The sequence below is a fragment of the Flavobacterium agricola genome (genome assembly GCF_025919725.1).
In the GTDB taxonomy this organism is placed as follows: Bacteria; Bacteroidota; Bacteroidia; order Flavobacteriales; family Flavobacteriaceae; genus Flavobacterium; species Flavobacterium agricola.
Window position 1 is genome coordinate 424,463 of sequence record NZ_CP081495.1, and the last position, 19,322, is coordinate 443,784.

Annotated in this window: 14 protein-coding genes and 1 pseudogene; 6 read left to right on the top strand and 9 right to left on the bottom strand. The window is 33.6% G+C overall.

What is annotated here, in order from left to right; translation table 11 throughout:
- The first annotated feature begins 56 nt into the window (after window positions 1-56).
- From K5I29_RS02070 to K5I29_RS02080, 3 genes are all read left to right on the top strand, one after another.
- Complete coding sequence (locus K5I29_RS02070) at window positions 57-1,829, top strand: MFS transporter (protein ID WP_264434206.1); 1,773 nt, start codon at window positions 57-59, stop codon at window positions 1,827-1,829.
- 214 nt (window positions 1,830-2,043) lie between these two features.
- Complete coding sequence (locus K5I29_RS02075; RefSeq protein ID WP_264435152.1) at window positions 2,044-2,799, top strand: EamA family transporter; 756 nt, start codon at window positions 2,044-2,046, stop codon at window positions 2,797-2,799.
- 2 nt (window positions 2,800-2,801) lie between these two features.
- Complete coding sequence (locus K5I29_RS02080) at window positions 2,802-3,932, top strand: cysteine desulfurase family protein (RefSeq protein ID WP_264434207.1); 1,131 nt, start codon at window positions 2,802-2,804, stop codon at window positions 3,930-3,932.
- On the opposite strand, the gene K5I29_RS02085 is transcribed toward K5I29_RS02080, so the two are convergent.
- From K5I29_RS02085 to truA, 5 genes and pseudogenes are all read right to left on the bottom strand, one after another.
- Window positions 3,906-5,723: a mechanosensitive ion channel family protein gene (locus K5I29_RS02085; RefSeq protein WP_264434208.1), complete on the bottom strand. Its 1,818-nt coding sequence runs from the start codon at window positions 5,721-5,723 to the stop codon at window positions 3,906-3,908. The two genes, K5I29_RS02080 and K5I29_RS02085, sit on opposite strands and share 27 nt — an antisense overlap.
- Window positions 5,724-5,834: 111 nt before the next feature.
- Window positions 5,835-7,226, bottom strand: a complete 1,392-nt coding sequence (gene lpdA, locus K5I29_RS02090) for a dihydrolipoyl dehydrogenase (RefSeq protein ID WP_264434209.1) — start codon at window positions 7,224-7,226, stop codon at window positions 5,835-5,837.
- A 59-nt stretch (window positions 7,227-7,285) separates the two neighbouring features.
- Window positions 7,286-8,113, bottom strand: a complete 828-nt coding sequence (locus K5I29_RS13510; RefSeq protein WP_394358597.1) for an ABC transporter ATP-binding protein — start codon at window positions 8,111-8,113, stop codon at window positions 7,286-7,288.
- A 93-nt stretch (window positions 8,114-8,206) separates the two neighbouring features.
- Window positions 8,207-9,033 (bottom strand): annotated as a pseudogene (locus K5I29_RS13515) (ABC transporter transmembrane domain-containing protein); the annotation flags it as partial.
- On the bottom strand, window positions 9,020-9,769 hold the full coding sequence (gene truA, locus K5I29_RS02100) for a tRNA pseudouridine(38-40) synthase TruA (protein WP_264434210.1): 750 nt from the start codon (window positions 9,767-9,769) through the stop codon (window positions 9,020-9,022). The gene truA and the pseudogene K5I29_RS13515, both read right to left, overlap by 14 nt.
- Before the next feature lie 114 nt (window positions 9,770-9,883).
- On the opposite strand from truA, the gene K5I29_RS02105 reads away from it, so the two are divergent.
- Window positions 9,884-11,161: an IgA Peptidase M64 gene (locus K5I29_RS02105; protein ID WP_264434211.1), complete on the top strand. Its 1,278-nt coding sequence runs from the start codon at window positions 9,884-9,886 to the stop codon at window positions 11,159-11,161.
- A gap of 5 nt (window positions 11,162-11,166) precedes the next feature.
- The gene (locus K5I29_RS02110) at window positions 11,167-11,661 is read left to right on the top strand and encodes a metallophosphoesterase family protein (protein ID WP_264434212.1); all 495 of its coding nucleotides are present in this window, start codon (window positions 11,167-11,169) and stop codon (window positions 11,659-11,661) included.
- Window positions 11,662-11,730: 69 nt separating this feature from the next.
- On the opposite strand, the gene K5I29_RS02115 is transcribed toward K5I29_RS02110, so the two are convergent.
- Window positions 11,731-12,141 carry a DUF4293 domain-containing protein gene (locus K5I29_RS02115; protein WP_264434213.1) on the bottom strand — a complete coding sequence of 137 codons (411 nt, stop codon included), beginning with the start codon at window positions 12,139-12,141 and terminating at the stop codon, window positions 11,731-11,733.
- Window positions 12,142-12,331: 190 nt separating this feature from the next.
- Between K5I29_RS02115 and rho the strand changes: the two genes are divergently transcribed.
- Window positions 12,332-14,059, top strand: coding sequence for a transcription termination factor Rho (rho, locus tag K5I29_RS02120; protein ID WP_264434214.1), 1,728 nt, complete (start codon window positions 12,332-12,334; stop codon window positions 14,057-14,059).
- A 41-nt stretch (window positions 14,060-14,100) separates the two neighbouring features.
- On the opposite strand, the gene K5I29_RS02125 is transcribed toward rho, so the two are convergent.
- The 3 genes from K5I29_RS02125 to K5I29_RS02135 form a co-directional block, all read right to left on the bottom strand.
- Window positions 14,101-14,538, bottom strand: a complete 438-nt coding sequence (locus K5I29_RS02125; protein ID WP_264434215.1) for a DUF1810 domain-containing protein — start codon at window positions 14,536-14,538, stop codon at window positions 14,101-14,103.
- Between the two features lie 181 nt (window positions 14,539-14,719).
- On the bottom strand, window positions 14,720-16,180 hold the full coding sequence (locus K5I29_RS02130) for a TolC family protein (protein WP_264434216.1): 1,461 nt from the start codon (window positions 16,178-16,180) through the stop codon (window positions 14,720-14,722).
- A gap of 2 nt (window positions 16,181-16,182) precedes the next feature.
- Window positions 16,183-19,320, bottom strand: a complete 3,138-nt coding sequence (locus K5I29_RS02135) for an efflux RND transporter permease subunit (RefSeq protein WP_264434217.1) — start codon at window positions 19,318-19,320, stop codon at window positions 16,183-16,185.
- Between the last annotated feature and the right edge of the window lie 2 nt (window positions 19,321-19,322).

The following is a 19,322-nucleotide window of genomic DNA, read 5'->3' on the forward strand; positions in this document are numbered from 1 at the left end:
TAATATAAAATAGGTTTAGCTTTATTATATTTGAAGCAACAAACAAATAATATATCATGGCTACGTCAACAATTAAAACCAATTATCCTGCTTTATATACCTTAGTCGTTGTTTTTTTCTTTTGGGGATTTATTGCTGCAGGTAATAGTATTTTTATTCCTTTTTGTAAAAGTTACTTCTCTTTAGATCAGTTTCAATCGCAATTGGTTGACTTTGCTTTTTATACCGCTTATTATTTAGGTGCGCTGTTGTTATTTGCTTTCGGAAATTCGAGCAATAAAGATTTAGTAAGTTCTTGGGGGTATAAAAAAAGTATTATTTACGGCTTGTTGTTTTCGGCATTAGGAGCAGGAGCCATGATTGTTGCTGTAGAAGCAAACCTATATATAGGTATGTTAGTTGGGTTATTTATTGTGGCGTTGGGTTTTTCACTGCAACAAACAGCTGCTAATCCGTTTGCAATTTCTTTAGGTGATCCAATTACCGGAGCTGATCGTGTAAATTTAGGAGGCGGAATTAATTCTTTCGGAACAACAATAGGTCCGTTAATTATTGCTTTTGCTCTTTTTGGATCAACTAAAATGGTGACCGAAGAACAAATAAAATTATTATCCTTAAACAAAGTTGTGCTTTTATATGTTTGTGTTGGTGTGCTATTTTTAATTGCAGCAGCCATGTTTTATTTTTCTAAAAAAGTACCCGATGGAAAAGTAATTGAACCAGTAGAAAAATCGAACAAAGCGCTTATCTTATTGCTAATTATGACCTTGTTTTTAGGTGTTTGTTTTGCACCTGTTTTTAATAGCTACCGCACGCAAGAAGCGCAACAATTAGAAACCTTTCAAAACGAATATCAAGTAATTGTTAATCAGTTAAAACAATATACTGCCGAAGAACAGCAAAGTGATTTAATGGCTCAGGTTTTGGTAGAAAATAGGAACAATTTATCTGTAGAAATTAAACCGTTAAAAGATAAATTAGAATTTAGCCGCATGTATTGGTTAATTGGTGCCTTAGCTGTTGTTGTTTTAGGTTTGTTATCTGCTTTATTTTTCTCGAAAAAAAACACCAACGGTTGGGGAGCGATGCAATATCCGCAATTGGTTTTAGGTATGATTGCTATATTTTTATATGTTGGGGTAGAAGTTGGGGTAGGTAGCAACTTAGGTGAGCTTTTAACTTTACCTGATTTTGGCGGATTAGCATCTTCAGAAATAGCTCCTTATATTTCGATGTACTGGGGCAGTTTAATGATTGGGCGTTGGGCCGGAGCAATTAGCGTGTTTAAACTTTCTGATGCTAAAAAGCAATTGTTAATGTTTGTTGTACCTTTAATTGCTTTAGCAGTAATTTATTTGGTAAACTTTATTGCTGGGCAAAATATGAGCAATTTATATTATTATGTAATTTGTGTTTTACTACAAATAGTTGCTTTTAAAGTTAGTAAAAATAAACCTGTAAAAACGTTACTTGTTTTTGCTGTTTTTGGTTTGTTAGCCATGTTTGTTGGTTTATCTACAACAGGAACCGTTGCTATTTATGCCTTTTTATCGGGCGGATTAGCATGTTCTATTATGTGGCCGGCAATATTTAATTTATCTTTATTGGGCTTAGGAAAATATACTTCGCAAGGTTCAGCATTTTTGGTTATGATGATTTTAGGAGGTGGAATTATTCCGCCAATTCAAGGAAAATTATCCGACATTATTGGCATTCATCAATCGTACATTATATCATTTATTTGCTTTGCATATTTATTATTTTTTGCAATTGCTGTTAAAAAAATATTGAAAAAACAAAATATTAATGCTGATGAGGTTGCTGATTAAAAATTTTATAATTTAAAACGTTAAATCTAATCTAAGTTGTAAATTTGCTAAGCCAATTCATCAACTTTTATGGATAATAAAAAATATTATTTAGCTGCATTTACTGCATTTGTTTTGTGGGGTTTTTTAAGCTTAGCTTTAAAACCGTTGCAGCATTATTCGTCTTTAGATATTTTGTTTTTTCGCGTTTGCTTCAGCCATTTTAATTACGTTAATTAATGTAGTTTTCAGAAAAAAGCAAATCAAAAAAAATATTCAAACATTTAAAGCTTTACCTAAAGCACAAAAAAAATCGACCTTAGGTTTAACCATTTTAGGCGGAGCATTGCTAACCTTTAACTGGTTTATTTTTATATACGTAATTAACCACGTTTCTATTCAGGCCGGATCTTTTGGGTATTTAATTTGCCCAATTGTTACTACGGTTTTAGCATTTTTTATTTTAAAAGAACGTTTAAACAAATGGCAACAAGCTTCTATTTTTATCAGCATAATTGCATGTTTAATTTTAGGATTTAATAGCTTAAAAGATGTTTATTTTAGTTTGCTAATTGCTTTAACATATGCCTCGTATTTAATATCGCAACGTAAAAATAAAGTTTTTGACAGCTTTATTTCGTTAAATATTCAGCTTTTGGTTATGGTAGTTATTTTAGCCCCATTTTATCCTGCGTATTCTCAAGCAGTTCCAACCGAAGGCATTTTTTACATTTGTTTGTTCTTTTTGGTGGTTTTATTTACGGTAATTCCGCTTTATTTAAACTTATATTCGTTAACCGGAATAAGTTCCTCAGCCGTAGGAATTTTAATTTACATCAATCCGCTAATTAACTTTATGCTGGCCTTTTTCTATTTTAAAGAACAAGTTAGCAGCACGCAGTTAATTGGTTATTTTATCATATTTTGTTCAGTAATATTGTTTAACAAACAAGTTTTGTTTCCTGACAAAAAATTAAAAGCAATGCAATAATCATGAAAAAAATATATTTAGACAATGCAGCAACAACAGCTGTTTTGCCAGAAGTGGCACAAACCATGTTTGAGGTTTTAACTCATACCTACGGTAATCCATCATCAACCCATTCTTTTGGGCGCGAAGCTAAAGTGCAGGTAGAAACAGCACGTAAAGCCATTGCTAAACATATTCATGCACAAGCAACCGAAATTATTTTTACATCATGCGGAACCGAAGGTGATAACTGGGTTTTGCAAGCTGCAGTAAACGATTTAAAAGTTACTCGCATTGTTACAACTAAGCTCGAGCATCATGCCGTTTTGCACACGTTAGCTGTTTTACAGTTAAAAAATCCGGAGCTTGAGGTGGTTTATTTACCGGTTAATTCGTTAGGAGAAATTGCTTATTCAGATTTAGAAACTGTTTTAAGCAGCAGTTCAGCCAAAACTTTAGTTAGTTTGATGCATGTTAATAACGAAATCGGAACGGTCTTAGATTTGGTTCAGGTTGGAGCAATTTGTAAAGCGTACCAAGCTTATTTTCATTCGGATACCGTTCAGGCAATTGGTAAAACTAATATTGATGTGCAAGCAGCAAATTTAGATTTTTTAGTTGCTAGCGCACATAAATTTCATGGACCAAAAGGTGTTGGTTTTGTTTATGTAAAAAAGAATACCATTATTCAGCCTTTATTACACGGTGGTGAACAAGAAAAAGGATTTAGAGCCGGAACCGAGGCTGTGCATCAAATTGTTGGCATGGCAAAAGCTTTAGACTTGGCTTATGCAAACTTAGGTGCCCAACAACAAGCAGTTACAGCGGTAAAAAATTACGCCATTTCTGCCTTTAAAAAAGCATTTCCGGCCGTTGCATTTAATGGCGGAGAAAACGGATTTTATAATATTTTAAATGTAAGATTGCCTTTATCGGTAGATAAAACTGCAATGATTTTGTTTTATTTAGATATGAAAGGCATTGCTGTTTCTCGCGGTAGTGCTTGTCAATCGGGTAGTATAAAACCTTCTCATGTTTTGGCAGAAATTTTAGATGCTAATGCGTTGCAAGTACCAAGCTTACGTTTATCGTTCAGTCACGAAAATACACCAGAAGATATTGATGCTTTAATCGAAGCTATTCAAAGCATGTAAAAAAATCCGTCTAATTAGACGGATTTTTTTGGTATTGGTTGTAAAATCGGCCACCGATTTAATTTCAAAATAATTGTTAATTGTCATTTCTATTCCGGCAGCTTTTAAACTGTTTTTTACGCGTTTAGTTAATTCAGATTTAACAAGCAATATTTTTTCAGAATGAAACGTATAAGCATTTAATTCGTACGTAGCATACATTTGGTTTAAATCTAAATGCAAAACATATGGCTTAAGATTCTGATCTAAATCTGAATAGTTTGTTGCAGTTTGTAACAATAAGTTTTCTATTTGTTCCGATTCGTAATCGTATTTTGCATGAACCTGAATGCTAATAGCAAAACCTTGTTCTTTACCAATAGATGAATAATTTATGGTATGATCGTTTAAAACGGATGAATTCGGAATGGTAACATCTTCATTATTCGCGGTTTTTAATCGTGTAACCAATAAATTTTTTTCAATAACAATGCCTTTTACATTTTTAGTTTTAATCCAATCTCCCACTTTATACGGGCGCATATAAACAATAACCAAACCCGAAACAATGTTGGTAATTGCTGTTGATGATCCGATTGATAATAAAATACCTAAAAATACCGAAATACCCTGAAAAGCTATAGAATCTGCCCCGGGTAAAAGCGGAAAAATCATAATCAAAATAAAAACGTTTAATACAAAACGAGCGATTGAAAAGGTTGGTGATGCCCATTCGGGATGAAAACCATTAAAAACCAATCTTTTTCTAGAAATCTCGATTGCTATGTAACGTAAAAAACGAATGATTGATTTACCTATAAATACGATTAAAATTATTTTAATTAGTTTGGGTATGTAATTAAAAATTGAATCTTTAATGCTGTTAAATGGTGCACTTACCCATTTGGTTAATTGAAACACATAAATTTCGGTTTGCGGAAACAAGCGCAACATAAAAGGTATGAATATAAATACGGCAAGCAGGTACAAAAAGTATTTAAAAAACCACAAAGCTTTGTCTACAAAGTTTGATAAACGTTCGCGGTCTATAAATTGATAATTATTGATTGAAATGCCCTTAGGAAGCAGGTGTTTATTTTCTCTAAATCGGCGTCCTAAAAATAGGGTTAATTTTTTTATACCGTAAAACAAAGCAAATAGCAATACCAATAAAGCAGTAATCTCTGCAAAACGAATTATTTGTTGGTTTAACGAATTTTTGTCTTTGTATTCCTGAACGGTATCAACAATTGCTTTTAAATAATTTTTAGCTATTTTTTGTTGTGATTCGCCAATCCAAAGCCCGTCTAAATCACTAACCGATGTTATAATACGATCTTCGTACATAATATCCAACAAATCGCCGTTGGCAATAATTTTTAACGAATCGGCATTATAATCGGGTTGTTTGTATAAATATTTTACGGCAGCTGCGTAATGGCTGGCTCTTTCTTGTGCTGTTAAAGGTGGTAAATCATTGTACACATAAAATAACGTATCGCTGTATAAAATAACAGGAATTCCGTTTGTTTTTACGTCGTAACGGTTTATTAAATCAAGCTGTTTTTGTTGACTAATCGAATCTATAATTTGCTTAAAGCGCAAATCATTTTCTTTTTGTTGCGTTTCAGAAACTAAAATAAGTCCTTTAATTTCTTCTAATAATAATTCAATTTTAGTTGAATCTTTAATGCGTAAATTTTTTAATTTATTTACTTCTTCGTGCACTAAAACTGAATCGTTGTTGGTTTGTGCACCAAGTATTTGCATCAAAAATAAAAAGGCAAATAAGAATATTTTTTTTGGGGTCATGTTGGGTTTTACTACTTGTATTTGTAACGCAAAATACAAAATAGGCGTATATGTAAAACAAAAAAAGGAAAGATTTTAATCTTTCCTTTTTTTAAATATTTTAAGCTTGGCTTACAAGTGAATTACTTCACCGTAAGCTGCTGCTACAGCTTCCATAACCGCTTCTGACATCGTAGGGTGAGGGTGAACTGCTTTTAAAATTTCGTGTCCTGTAGTTTCTAGTTTACGTGCTACAACTGCTTCTGCAATCATATCGGTAACACCAGCACCAATCATATGGCAACCTAACCATTCACCGTATTTTGCATCAAAAATAACTTTTACAAATCCGTCTGGTGTACCAGCTGCTTTTGCTTTTCCTGATGCTGAGAATGGAAATTTACCAACTTTAATATCGTAACCAGCTTCAACGGCTTTCTTTTCTGTTAAACCAACTGAAGCAATTTCTGGAGTTGCATACGTACAACCAGGAATGTTACCGTAATCTAAAGGTTCTACATGTAAGCCTGCAATTTTTTCAACACATAAAATACCTTCTGCAGAAGCTACGTGAGCTAATGCTTGACCTGGAACTACGTCACCAATTGCGTAATAACCTGGTACGTTAGTTTGGTAATATTTGTCTACTAAAATTTTATCACGATCGGTAGCAATACCTAATTCTTCTAAACCAATGTTTTCAATATTAGATTTAATACCAACTGCTGATAAAAGCACGTCAGCTTCTAAAACTTCTTCACCTTTAGCTGTTTTAACATAAGCTTTTACGCCTTCACCTGTTGTATCAACTTTTTCAACTGATGAATTGGTCATGATTTTAATTCCAGATTTCTTTAAAGAACGTTCAAATTGTTTAGAAATATCTTCGTCTTCAACCGGAACAATGTTTGGCATAAATTCAACAATAGTTACGTCTGTACCCATTGAATTGTAAAAATGCGCAAATTCTACACCAATTGCTCCAGAACCTACTACAATAAGTTTTTTAGGTTGTTCTGGTAATGTCATTGCTTGACGGTAACCAATTACTTTTTTACCGTCTTGAGGTAAGTTTGGTAATTCACGAGAACGTGCACCAGTTGCAATAATAATATGGTCAGCTGTATAATTTTCTACTTTTCCGTCTGCTAAAGTAACTTCAACCGTTTTGTTAGCTTTTACTTTACCGAATCCGTTAATAATATCAATTTTATTTTTTGACATTAAGAACTGAACACCTTTGCTCATAGATTCTGCAACGTTACGAGATCTTTGAATTACAGCGTTAAAATCTTTATCTACTTCACCAGTAATGGTTAAACCGTAGTCAGAGGCATGTTTTAAATAATCAAAAACTTGAGCTGATTTTAATAGGGCTTTTGTAGGAATACACCCCCAGTTTAAACAAATACCACCTAAGTTTTCTTTTTCAACAATAGCAACTTTAAAACCTAATTGAGAAGCTCGAATTGCAGTTACGTACCCGCCAGGTCCGCTACCTAGAACGATAATATCATACTTCATAAATGCTTTATTTCTGTCTTTATTTATTCGCTAAAATAGTGATAAAATAGTAAATATCACTACAAATTGTTTTTAAATTGTGATTCGTATAATTTTTTGTAATATCCGTTCGGAATAGTAATTAAATCGTAATGATTTCCTTCTTCTATAATCTTTCCTTTATCCATAACAATAATGCGATCGGCATGTTGAATGGTGGCTAAACGATGGGCAATAACGATTGATGTTGAATTTTTCGTTAATCTTTCTATTGCAGTTTGAATAAGTTCTTCGGTGTACGAATCGATAGATGAAGTTGCCTCGTCTAAAATTAAAATATTAGGTTTAGCTACGTAGGCGCGAATAAAAGCGATAAGCTGACGTTGTCCTGACGAAAGCATGCCTCCACGTTCTTTAACATTAAAATCGTACCCGCCGGGTAATTGCATAATAAATTCGTGCGCACCAATTTTTTTGGCTGCTTCTATCACATCTTGTTTTGTAATGTTGGGGTTGTACAAGGCAATGTTGTTGTAAATGCTGTCGGCAAATAAAAAAACATCTTGTAATACAACGGCTATGTTTTTGCGTAAATCTTCAACTTTAAAATCATACAAATCGTGTCCGTCTAATAATATTTCGCCCGAATCGATATCGTAAAAACGATTTAATAAATTGATAATGGTAGATTTTCCTGCACCTGTTGTACCAACAATAGCAATGGTTTCGCCTGCCTTTACTTTTAAATCGATGCCTTTTAAAACTTCTTCTCCGTGTACATAACTAAAACGAACTTGTTTTAATTCAATATCACCTTTTAATCGGTCTAAAGATTTTGTTCCTGTAGGTTGTACATGCTCGGTTGTATCTAAAACTTCAAAAACACGTTCGGCCGATATAATCCCCATTTGCAACACATTAAATTTATCTGCAATATGACGCAAAGGCGTAAATAACAGCTGAATAAAAAGCGTGTACGAGAATAAATCGCCAAAGGTTGTATCACGACTGCCTTCAATAATTTGATGCCCCCCGTACCAAACTACAAGTGCTAAGGTTAATGAAGATAAAATTTCTGAAACCGGAAAAAAATGGAATTGTATAAAATATTTTTTAACCAAGCTTTGTTGTGTGCCATGTTAATTTCTTCAAACTTCTCAAGCTCGTTTTTTTCTTGGGTAAAAAGTTGCACAATTTTCATACCCGATAAACGCTCTAAAACAAAGGTGTTTAAATTACCAACTTGCGTTCTTACTTCCTGAAAGGCAACTTTCATTTTTTGCTGAAAAACGCGTGTGGCATAAACCAAAATTGGCATAACCAGAATAGGAATAATACTTAATTCCCAGTTCATGCTTAACATAAAAAATAGTACAACAACCATTTTTAAAACGTCAGAAAAAATCATGAACAAACCTTGCGAAAAAATACTTGCAATTGATTCGATATCCGAAACGGTTCGCGTTACAATTTTTCCAATAGGTTCGGTATTAAAGTATTTTATTCTAAAGCTGATAATGTGATTAAACAGTTTTTCTCGAATATCTTTCACAATATCCTGTCCAAGCCAACTAGCGAAATAAGTAAAGAAAAACTGAAAAGCTACCTCACAAAGTAAAACAACGCCCATTAAAATAATGTAATAAAACAGGCCGTCTAAATCTTTTAAAGTAATATAAAGGTCAATGGTTTTTTTTAGTAAAAAAGGACGTAAAGCTGCAAATACAGATAATAAAACAGCAAAAACAATAACCCAAATAAATCGGGCTTTGTACGGCTTACCGTGCTTAATTACTTTAATCAGTGAATCTGTATTAATTGTTTTCATTGTTTAAATAAGGATAAATAACTTGGGTTAAATACAAACCGTGTGCCGGTACCGAAAAGCCAGCTTTTTTACGCGATTTACTTTCTATAACTTCCTGAAACCCGGCAATAGAAAGCTTACCAAGGCCCACATTTACTAAAGTACCAACAATAGCACGCACCATGTTACGTAAAAACCGATCGGCTGTAATAGTAAATACCAAATGGTTTTGGTTTTGTGTCCAAAAAGCTTGTTTTATTTGGCAGTTAAATGTGTTTACATCGGTATGTGTTTTAGAAAAACATTCAAAATCTATATAGTTAAAAAGCAATTGGGCAGCTTCGTTCATTTTAGCAACATCTAAAGTTTGATGTTGGTACCAACTGCCTTCGTGAATAAAAGCATCTTTAAAATTATGGATGTGATATTGATAAGTTCTTGAAACGGCATCAAAACGTGCATGTGCCTCATTGTGCATCAAAATAAAATCATAAACAACAATATCTTTAGGTAAAAAAGAATTCATTCTTTTAACCAAAGTTGCTGAATTTAGTATTTGATTGCTGTCAAAATGGGCAAACATTTGTTGGGCATGTACGCCAGCATCGGTTCGGCCAGCGCCAACAACCTCAATGTTTTCACGTAATAAAGTGGATAACGCTTTATTAAAAACTTCTTGTACGCTAATGGCATCTGGCTGCATTTGCCATCCGTGATAATTTTTGCCATTGTAAGCAAATTTAACAAAATATCTCAAAGCTGTTTTCTTTTATTTCGATATGCAAATATACATTATTTATCGCCTAGCTATAAATGATTGCGCAGCCTTTCCTTACATTTTTATATATTTGATGCAGATCAAAATAAAATTATGAAAAAATTTCTACCTTTTTTATGTTTCCTTTTTTGTGTAATAAGCCATGCGCAATCTTTTAACACCAATTTTAAAAATCAATCGTTACGTTTTGATTTTTTATTATCGGGCAATGTACATCAAACTACGGTTGATTTAACTGCTGTTCAAAAAGTAAAAAAATGGAACGGTCGCCGTGTTAATTTAACTACTAATGCGTTACAAGGCGATGCAGAAATTAATGTTTATGATGCGCAAAGCAATAAGTTAATTTACACCCAATCTTTTTCAACTTTATATCAAGAATGGTTAACACAAACTCAAGCGCAAACCGAAGTTTTTACGACAGAACAGGTGCTATACATTCCATCTCCAAAACATGATTTTGTAGTTCAAGTTAACTTTTTTGAGAACAATGTACCGGTACAAGTTTTTAAACAAAGTTTTACTACCAAACAAATAAAAAAGATAAAGCCATTAACAACTACTTATCCTATTGAAGTAAAACAAATAAATAAAGCCAAAGGCACAAAAAGCCCTATAAACTTTACTATTGTTGCCGAAGGATTTACAGCTGATGAAAAAGATGTGTTTTTTGCTGCAGCAAACCGCGCGGTACAAGCTTTATTTGCTTATCCATCTTTTAAAAAATATAAAAATCAATTTGCTATTCAAGCTGTTTTTGTTGCTTCGCAAGATGCTGGCGTTACTATTCCAAGTAAAAATATATTTAAAAATACCATTGCTCAAACTACGTTTGATACGTTTAACTCAGAACGTTATTTAACCACGAACAAAGTTTTTAAAATGCACGATGTGCTGGTTAATAGGCCAACCGATCATCTTTTAATTATTGCAAATTCCAACCAATATGGCGGAGCCGGAATATATAATGCATATACGTTAGTTACCTTGTTTGATAAAACTTTTGATGCTGTTGTTGTGCACGAACTTGGGCATAGCTTTGCTGGCTTGGGCGACGAATATTTTTATGCAAACGATATTTTTTCGGACAATGCTCATAAAAACGAGGTAGAACCTTGGGTTAAAAACAACACAACCTTAGTTGATTTTGAAAGTAAATGGCAAGCTAAACTTGATGCATCAACCCCAGTTCCAACGCCTTACACAGCCGAAAATAAAAATAAAGTTGGTGTTTATGTGGGGATTGAAGGTGGTAAAGTTTACATTCCGCACCAAGATTGCAGAATGCATACCAATACTGCAACCGATTTTTGTAGCGTTTGCATTGATGCCATTGAAGAACTGATTTTACATTATACCCAACAAAACTAATTTTTTTGAAAAAAATATTATTGCTTTCTGACACGCATAGCCATATTGACGAAACGATTTTAAAATACGTAAAACAAGCTGATGAAGTTTGGCATGCAGGCGATATTGGTGATTTAACAGTTACCGATCAAATTCAAAAATTTAAGCCCTTACGTGGGGTTTATGGTAACATTGACGATAACAAAGCACGAGCGGAATTTCCTTTACATAACCGATTTGTTTGCGAAGGTGTTGATGTTTGGATCACTCATATTGGAGGATATCCCGGAAAATACGATGTAAAGGTGCGAGAAGAAATTAAACGTAATCCGCCAAAATTATTTATTTGTGGTCATTCACATATTTTAAAAGTACAGTTTGATCAGCAGCTAAAATGTTTGCATATGAATCCCGGTGCTGTGGGTAAACACGGTTTTCATCAAGTTCGAACCATGTTGCGCTTTGAGGTTGATGCAGGTGAAATTAAAAATTTAGAAGTAATTGAGCTTGATGCTCGATAAATATAAAACAAAAAAACCGAAGGATTTCCTTCGGTTTTTTCTACGCACTAATAAACTAAGATGATAGGTTTATCTTAAGCGATCAACAGATTTTACAAGATCTTCGTCCTTCTTAATGGCACGGTTCGCTAAAACCAAAAATAAGATAGATAGAACAGGAAGAAACATCCCAATACCCTTCTCAGAAATTTCACTTTCTCCGGATAAATTTAGTGATCGAAATACAAATAATCCTAGTAATAAAACGTTTAATATCATATTCAGTCTGTTAACCACAAACTGTTTCATTCGGTTATTGTAGGTAATAATGGCATAAGCAGCTAAAGCAGCAGAAATACCAAATAGGCCAATAAAAATGCCGCTATGTGGTGCGTAAATAAGCTCACCTTTAGCATTGGTCCATAACGGAAACACCAAAGAAAGTACACCGCTTAAAATAAAAACAACTCCCATATAAAGGGTTTGAATTCGTTGTAACATAGGTTTAATTATTGTTGTGTTTAGCAAAAGTACTATAAGTTTTTTTAAAAAACTATTGTAAAAACAATATTTTTTGTATTATTGCATTATAAATAATGTAAGTACTTCACTTTTTGATTGTTAAAATGCCTTTTAATAATCTACCTAAAAAATAATAATTTTATTATTACCCTTAATTTCAAAACATTTTATGTTTGACACATCTGATTTAAAGAAAAAAAGTGTTGCAGATTTAAAAGAAATAGCCAAGGCCCTTGCCGTTGAATTTACTTCTGCTCCTAAAAAAAATGATATTATAGAAGCAATTTTGCTTAAAGTTCAGGCCGATACAAAAACGGAAGAATCTCAAACATCTTCAACCGATGTTTCCGAAGCAAATAAACCCAAACGCGGAAGAACTAAAAAAGTTACTCCAGCTTCTACAGAAAATAGCAGTACTCAACTAGCACTTGAAGTTGTTGCCGAGCCTAATGAAAATGCAACGCCAGCAACAGAAAATAACGGTACTAAGCTCAGAAATAGATTACGTAAACCTGAAGATAGAAAACAACCGAATTCGGAAGCTAAAAAAACAACCCACGAAAGTAAACCGCATAAAGAACGTAAAACACAAGTTTACGAAGCTACAGCAAATACTACTAAAGATGTAGTTCCGACTGAAGTTGAAGAAGGAATTGTTGTTGAAGAAGCGGTTCATGAACCAGCAGAAAACAAACACAACCATCAAACACGCAACAAGTTTAAAGATCCAAATTTTGAATTTGACCCGATTATTGAAGCAGAAGGCGTTTTAGATATTTCTGAAACCGGAAACGGTTTTTTACGTTCTGCCGATTTTAATTACCAACAATCTCCAGATGATATTTATGTTTCACAATCTCAAATCAGAAAATTTGGATTAAAAACCGGAGATACCGTTTGTGGCGAAGTTCGTCCACCAAAAGATCAGGAAAGACATTATCCGTTAATTAAAGTAGTTAAAATTAATGGGTTCGATCCTAAAACCATTCAAGACCGAATTGCTTTCGAGCATTTAACACCAATATTTCCTACCGAAAAATTTAAATTAGACGGAAAAAATTCTACCGAATCAACTCGTATTATTGATTTATTTGCTCCAATCGGAAAAGGACAACGTGCTATGATTGTGGCGCAACCTAAAACGGGTAAAACAACTTTGCTTAAAGAAATTGCTAATGCTATTTCTGCCAATCATCCTGAAGCTTTTTTAATTGTTTTATTAATTGATGAGCGTCCGGAAGAAGTTACAGATATTATGCGCAATGTAGATGCAGAAGTTATTGCATCAACCTTTGATGAACCTGCTAAAAAGCACGTTGATGTAGCAAATATTACATTAGAAAAAGCCAAACGTTTGGTAGAGTGCGGGCATGATGTTGTTATTTTATTAGATTCTATAACGCGTTTAGCTCGTGCTTACAATACCACTCAACCGCCATCGGGCCGTGTATTATCGGGTGGGGTAGATGCCAATGCCTTGCAAAAACCAAAACGTTTTTTTGGTGCTGCACGTAATATTGAAGGCGGTGGATCATTAACCATTATTGCAACAGCTTTAACCGAAACTGGATCTAAAATGGACGAGGTTATTTTTGAAGAATTTAAAGGTACTGGTAATATGGAGGTACAGTTAGATCGTAAAATATCTAACAAACGCATTTACCCAGCTATAGATTTATTAAATTCATCAACACGTCGTGATGATTTATTATTACAAAAAGAATTGGATTTAGGTTTATCAGCTTTCCGTTATTTAGCAATTGATCGTATTTCGGATAAAAATGATAAAAACGATAAAGGAGCAATCGAATCTATTTCTTTCGTTAAAGAAGCGATTAAAAATACGCAAAACAACGAAGAACTTTTACTTACTTTAAAAGATAGAAAACATCATTAAAATAAGAATAACAAAAAAGAGAACCAATTGGTTCTCTTTTTTTATTTTACAAAGGTTTCGTTTAATAATGTAATGGTGTTAAAATCAACTTTACCATCAAAAAAAGTATCTAAAACTTCCTGGAAAATAGGATGCGTTTCTGGTAAGATGCAAAATAATGACATAGATGATTTTAGTTTAGAATCGTCTGGGTAAGTAAATACGTTGCGTATTGATTTGCCTTTATGTTCTAGTACCTTTTCACAAGCTTCTACTAATCTCGGTCCTAAAACCTCGTGTTCTATATATGCTTGTGCTTGTTCGTAATTGTCAATGCCGTAATATTTAGAAGTTTCGGAAAAACCCAAACCTCGCATTTGTGGAAAAATGTACCACATCCATTCGCTTTCAATTTTTCCTAATGAAATTTCCTGAAGCGCGTTATCGAAAGTAAGTTCTTGAACTTTTAAAAAGCGATCTAGTTTTTCTTGGGTTGTCATAAAAGATAAAAATATTTTAATTGGTTGTTTCTAAATTTATAGTGTAAAACTAGTTTAAAAATTACAACTCTAAAATGTACTTAAATAGTATAAATAGGTTATAATATTTATTTAAATATATTGAAAAATCCTTAAAATTAAAAGCTTTTATGCAGAAAAATACAGCACATTTTTACTTTTTTTATTGGTCCCAACCGCCGCCTAAAGCTTTGTATAATTTGATACGAGCGTTTAATTTATTTAGCTTTAATTCGTTATAATCTAGCTCGGTGTTTAAGGCAACACGTTGTGAATTAACAACTTCTAAATACGTGGCATAACCGCTATTAAATAACATGGTAGCTTGTTTGGTACCTAACTGAGCAGTTTCAAGCTGCTCTTTAGCAATTTCAAGCTCTTCATTAAGTTTATTAATGGTTATAATGGCGTCAGAAATTTCATTAACTGCTGTATAAACGGTTTTCTGAAAATCTATTTCGGCTTGTTCTCTTTCTAATAATGCAACTTTGTAAGCCGTTTTTAACTTGCGTTTGTTGAAAATAGGTTGTGTTATACCGCCAACAATTCCGCCCATTAAAGAGCCAGGGATATCAAACCAATTTTTGGTAAATAAGCTATTTACTCCACCAACCAATGATATTTCTATATTCGGATAACGGTTTGCTTGGGTAACGCCAACTTCAGCATTTTTAATGCGTAGTTCTAAATTTGCTGCTTTAACATCAGGACGTAAAGAAACCATTTGTAACGGAATGTTGTTAGATAACAAATCGTTTTCTAACAAATCATCAATCGCAATTGCGTTTACATCTACATCGTCTGGTAAATTACCTACCAAAAGTTGTAAATCGTTTTCCTGAATCATGATTTGGCGTTCTAACCTCGGAATTAAGGCTTTTGCAACCAACATTTGTGATCGCGTTTGCTGAATACCTAAAGCTGTTGTTTTTCCAGATTCGTATTGCAATTCAACAAAACGTAATGTGTTTTTATTTAAATCGTAGTTAGAACGGGCAACTTTTAATTGGGCATTTAGCAATAACAAATTAAAATATCCTTCGGCAATTTTAGATACAACCGTAGTTTGTATTAATTTTTGTGCTTCGTTAGTTTGTAAATACGCTGCTAAACTTGCTGCTTTCTGGCTTTTTATTTTACCCCAAATGTCAATTTCCCAAGATAAGCTTATGTTAGATGCGTTTTGAGCGGTATATAAATAATACGTATCTGGCGCATCTTTGCCTTTTTGGTCGTAATAATTGCCCGACGGATTGCTGTAAAAGTTTTTAGATCGGAATTGGTAATTGGAATTGGCTAAATTAGCATTAATGCTAGGTAACCATTCTTGTTTAGCTTGAGCATATCTTTGATTGGCAATTTCTATATTCTTTAATGATTTTTGAACATCAAAGTTATATACCAAACCTTGTTCTATTAAACCGGTTAGCTTTTCATCTTTAAAAAAATCTTTCCAAGAAACCTTTATTGCTTCTAAGCTATCGTTTTGTGCCGTTAGCGTATCCATACCACGGTAACTTTGTGGCATGTCAAAGGTTTTTATTTTATAATTTTTTTGAGGAACACAAGCCTGAAAAGCAAATGTTGCAACAAATAAACCAATATATAGTACGTTTTTCTTCATGCTTAATTGTTTTTAAACTTAGCTTTAAGCGTTTCGTCAAAGTTTTGGAAAATGCAGAATAACAATGGAATAAAAAATATTCCGGTAAAAACTCCAAAAATCATTCCGCCGGCTGCACTAAAACTAATTGAATGATTTCCTTGTGCAGATGGACCAACGGTCCACATTAACGGAATTAATCCTGCAACGAAAGCAAACGAAGTCATTAAAATAGGACGTAAACGCATTTTAGCACCTTCAATAGCAGCTTCAACAATGCTTGCGCCACCGTGGCGTTTTTGCAAAGCAAATTCTACAATTAATATGGCGTTTTTGGCTAACAAACCAATTAACATAATTAACCCAACTTGCACGTAAATGTTATTTTGTAAACCAACAAAGTTAATGGTCGTATAAACACCAAATAAACCGGTTGGAACAGCTAATAAAATAGCAAAAGGTAACATAAAACTTTCGTATTGTGCCGCTAATAAAAAGAATACAAAAACAATACTTAAGCCAAAAATAACTACGGCTTGGTTGCCTTGATTTTTTTCTTCTAATGTCATTCCGGTATATTCGTACGAATAGTTACCTGGTAATTCTTGCGATAAGCGATCAATAGTTTCGATCACATCACCGGTACTATATCCATCTGCAGGAGTAATTTTTACTGCAATGGCGTTAAATAAGTTGTAACGGTTAACGGTTTCTGGTCCAAAAACTTTACGTAATTTAATTAAAGTATTTGCCGGAAGCATTTCACCATTTTTATTTCTAACAAAAATATTTTTAAAACTTTCCGGATCGTTTCTAAAATCAACATCTGCTTGCATATATACACGATATTGACGACCAAAACGAGAAAAATCTCCTGCCTGAACACGACCAAAATAACTTCTGATGGTGGTCATTAATTCTTTAACATCAACGCCTAATGATTTGGCTTTTACGTAATCAATATCCAACATATATTGTGGGAAATCGGCATTGAAAGAGGTAAATGCATTTTGAATTTCAGGTTGCTGATTTAGTTTTTCAATAAATTCGGTTGCTACTTCATCAAATTGGTCAAATTTACCACCTAAACGATCTTGCAATACCATTTCAACTCCACTAAAATCACCAAAACCTTGTACGGTTGGGCGCGCAAATATTTGAAAGGTTGCTCCGTTTATATTGGCTAAATCGGCATTGAACGATTTAATAATTTCATTAATATCCTGAATATTGCCACGTTCTTTAATTGGTTTTAAGTTGATGTAACCAACGGCAAAAGATGAACTTGCTGTTGCATCAATGGTATTGTACCCCGAAATGTTTGTCATTCCTGCAATTTCTGGACGTAATTTTAAAATACTATCTGCTTGTTCTAAAATTACTTTGGTACGTGCTAACGATGCACCTGGAGGCATAGTCATCGAGTACGTTAAAAAGCTATCATCTTCTGTTGGAATAAAACTTGAAGGCGTTTTTGTCATGGTAAAAATACCTGCCAATGTAATGATGATTAATAAACCTAAGCTAAGCTTTTTATTTACTATGAATTCGTTAACAATAGCTCCGTATTTGTTGGTTAGTTTGTCAAACCAAATATTAAACTTTTCAAAAAATCTATTTTTTCTTGATTGTGGTTTATTTGTTTCAGCCGGACTGTGTGTTTGTTGCTTTAATAGTAAAGCACATAAGGCAGGGGTTAAGGTTAAGGCACATACCGCCGAAATTAAAATTGCAATAGCTAATGTATAAGCAAATTGTTTGTAAAAAATTCCGTTTGGTCCCTCCATAAATCCTACAGGTAAAAACACGGCAGCCATAACCATTGTGATAGAAAAGATGGCTTTTGTAATCTCGTCCATGGTAGCAAAAGTTGCTTCTTTTGCTTTCATACCTGTTGCATGCATTTTTTCGTGAATGGCTTCTACCACAACAATGGCATCGTCTACCACAATACCAATAGCTAAAACCAAGGCAAACATGGTTAAAATGTTTATAGAAAATCCTAAAAGGTAAATAAAGAATAAAGTACCTAATAACGAAATAGGAATGGTAACTACGGGAATAATGGTTGATCTGAAATCTTGTAAAAACAGATAGACAATAATGAATACTAATAAAAAGGCTTCGTAAATGGTAGTTTTAACTTGGTTAATAGATTCGTCAATTTGATCTTTAACCGAATAGGTAATTTCATATTTAATACCATCAGGAAATGATTTAGAAACTTTTTCTAAAACTTCACGTGCCTCAATATCAATATCACGGGCATTAGAACCTGCTGTTTGCGTAATATTTAAAGTTAAACCCGGAAAGCCGTTTACGCTGTTATCACTACCAACGTTAGATGCACCAAATTCAACACGAGCTACATCTTTTAAAAATAAAACAGATCCGTCTTCGTTAGTTTTTACTACTACGTTTTCGTATTCTTCGGGCAAGCTAAAACGCCCGTTGTGACGTAAAGTTGTTTCAAAAACTTCTTCAGATGCTTCACCAAATTTACCAGGAGCAATTTCAAAGTTCTGATCGCGAATGGCTTTAATTAAATCTTGAGGCGTTAAGTTGTAAGCTGCTAATTTTTCTGGATTAATCCAGGTACGCATTGAATAATCACGAGCACCTACACGGCTAACTGCAGCAACACCTGGAACACGTAAAAGTTCTCGGTTAATGTTAATTTGAGAATACGCTTGTAAAAAGGTTTCGTCGTAAATACCTTGCTCATGGTCTGAAAAGATATTAATGGTCATAATATTACCACTTTGACGTGGAGTTACAGAAATACCAGCTTCAATAACTTCGGCAGGAATTTGTGATGACGCTTTAGATACACGAGTTTGTACGTTTACTGCAGCTTGATCTGGATTGGTTCCTGCTTCAAAATATACATTAATTGTACCTGCACCGCTATTACTTGCGCGTGAAGAAATGTAGGTCATTTTATCTACACCATTAATAGCTTCTTCTACCGGTAATAATACCGATTGAGCTACGGTTTCGGCACTGGCTCCGGGATAGGATAAAGCAACCGAAACGCTTGGTGGAGCAATTTCTGGAAAACGGGTAATAGGTAATTTAAAAAGCCCGATTAAACCTAACATGATAAACATAACAGAAATCACGATAGCCAAAATAGGACGACTTATGATAGATTTTAGCATAG

Excerpts from the sequence above, each read along its gene's own strand:
- K5I29_RS02070 (WP_264434206.1), top strand. The coding sequence starts at position 57 with ATGGCTACGTCAACAATTAAAACCAATTATCCTGCTTTATATACCTTA.
- K5I29_RS02080 (WP_264434207.1), top strand. The coding sequence starts at position 2,802 with ATGAAAAAAATATATTTAGACAATGCAGCAACAACAGCTGTTTTGCCA.
- K5I29_RS02085 (WP_264434208.1), bottom strand. The coding sequence starts at position 5,723 with ATGACCCCAAAAAAAATATTCTTATTTGCCTTTTTATTTTTGATGCAA.
- lpdA (WP_264434209.1), bottom strand. The coding sequence starts at position 7,226 with ATGAAGTATGATATTATCGTTCTAGGTAGCGGACCTGGCGGGTACGTA.
- K5I29_RS13510 (WP_394358597.1), bottom strand. The coding sequence starts at position 8,113 with ATGGGGATTATATCGGCCGAACGTGTTTTTGAAGTTTTAGATACAACC.
- K5I29_RS02105 (WP_264434211.1), top strand. The coding sequence starts at position 9,884 with ATGAAAAAATTTCTACCTTTTTTATGTTTCCTTTTTTGTGTAATAAGC.
- K5I29_RS02115 (WP_264434213.1), bottom strand. The coding sequence starts at position 12,141 with ATGTTACAACGAATTCAAACCCTTTATATGGGAGTTGTTTTTATTTTA.
- rho (WP_264434214.1), top strand. The coding sequence starts at position 12,332 with ATGTTTGACACATCTGATTTAAAGAAAAAAAGTGTTGCAGATTTAAAA.
- K5I29_RS02125 (WP_264434215.1), bottom strand. The coding sequence starts at position 14,538 with ATGACAACCCAAGAAAAACTAGATCGCTTTTTAAAAGTTCAAGAACTT.
- K5I29_RS02130 (WP_264434216.1), bottom strand. The coding sequence starts at position 16,180 with ATGAAGAAAAACGTACTATATATTGGTTTATTTGTTGCAACATTTGCT.
- K5I29_RS02135 (WP_264434217.1), bottom strand. The coding sequence starts at position 19,320 with ATGCTAAAATCTATCATAAGTCGTCCTATTTTGGCTATCGTGATTTCT.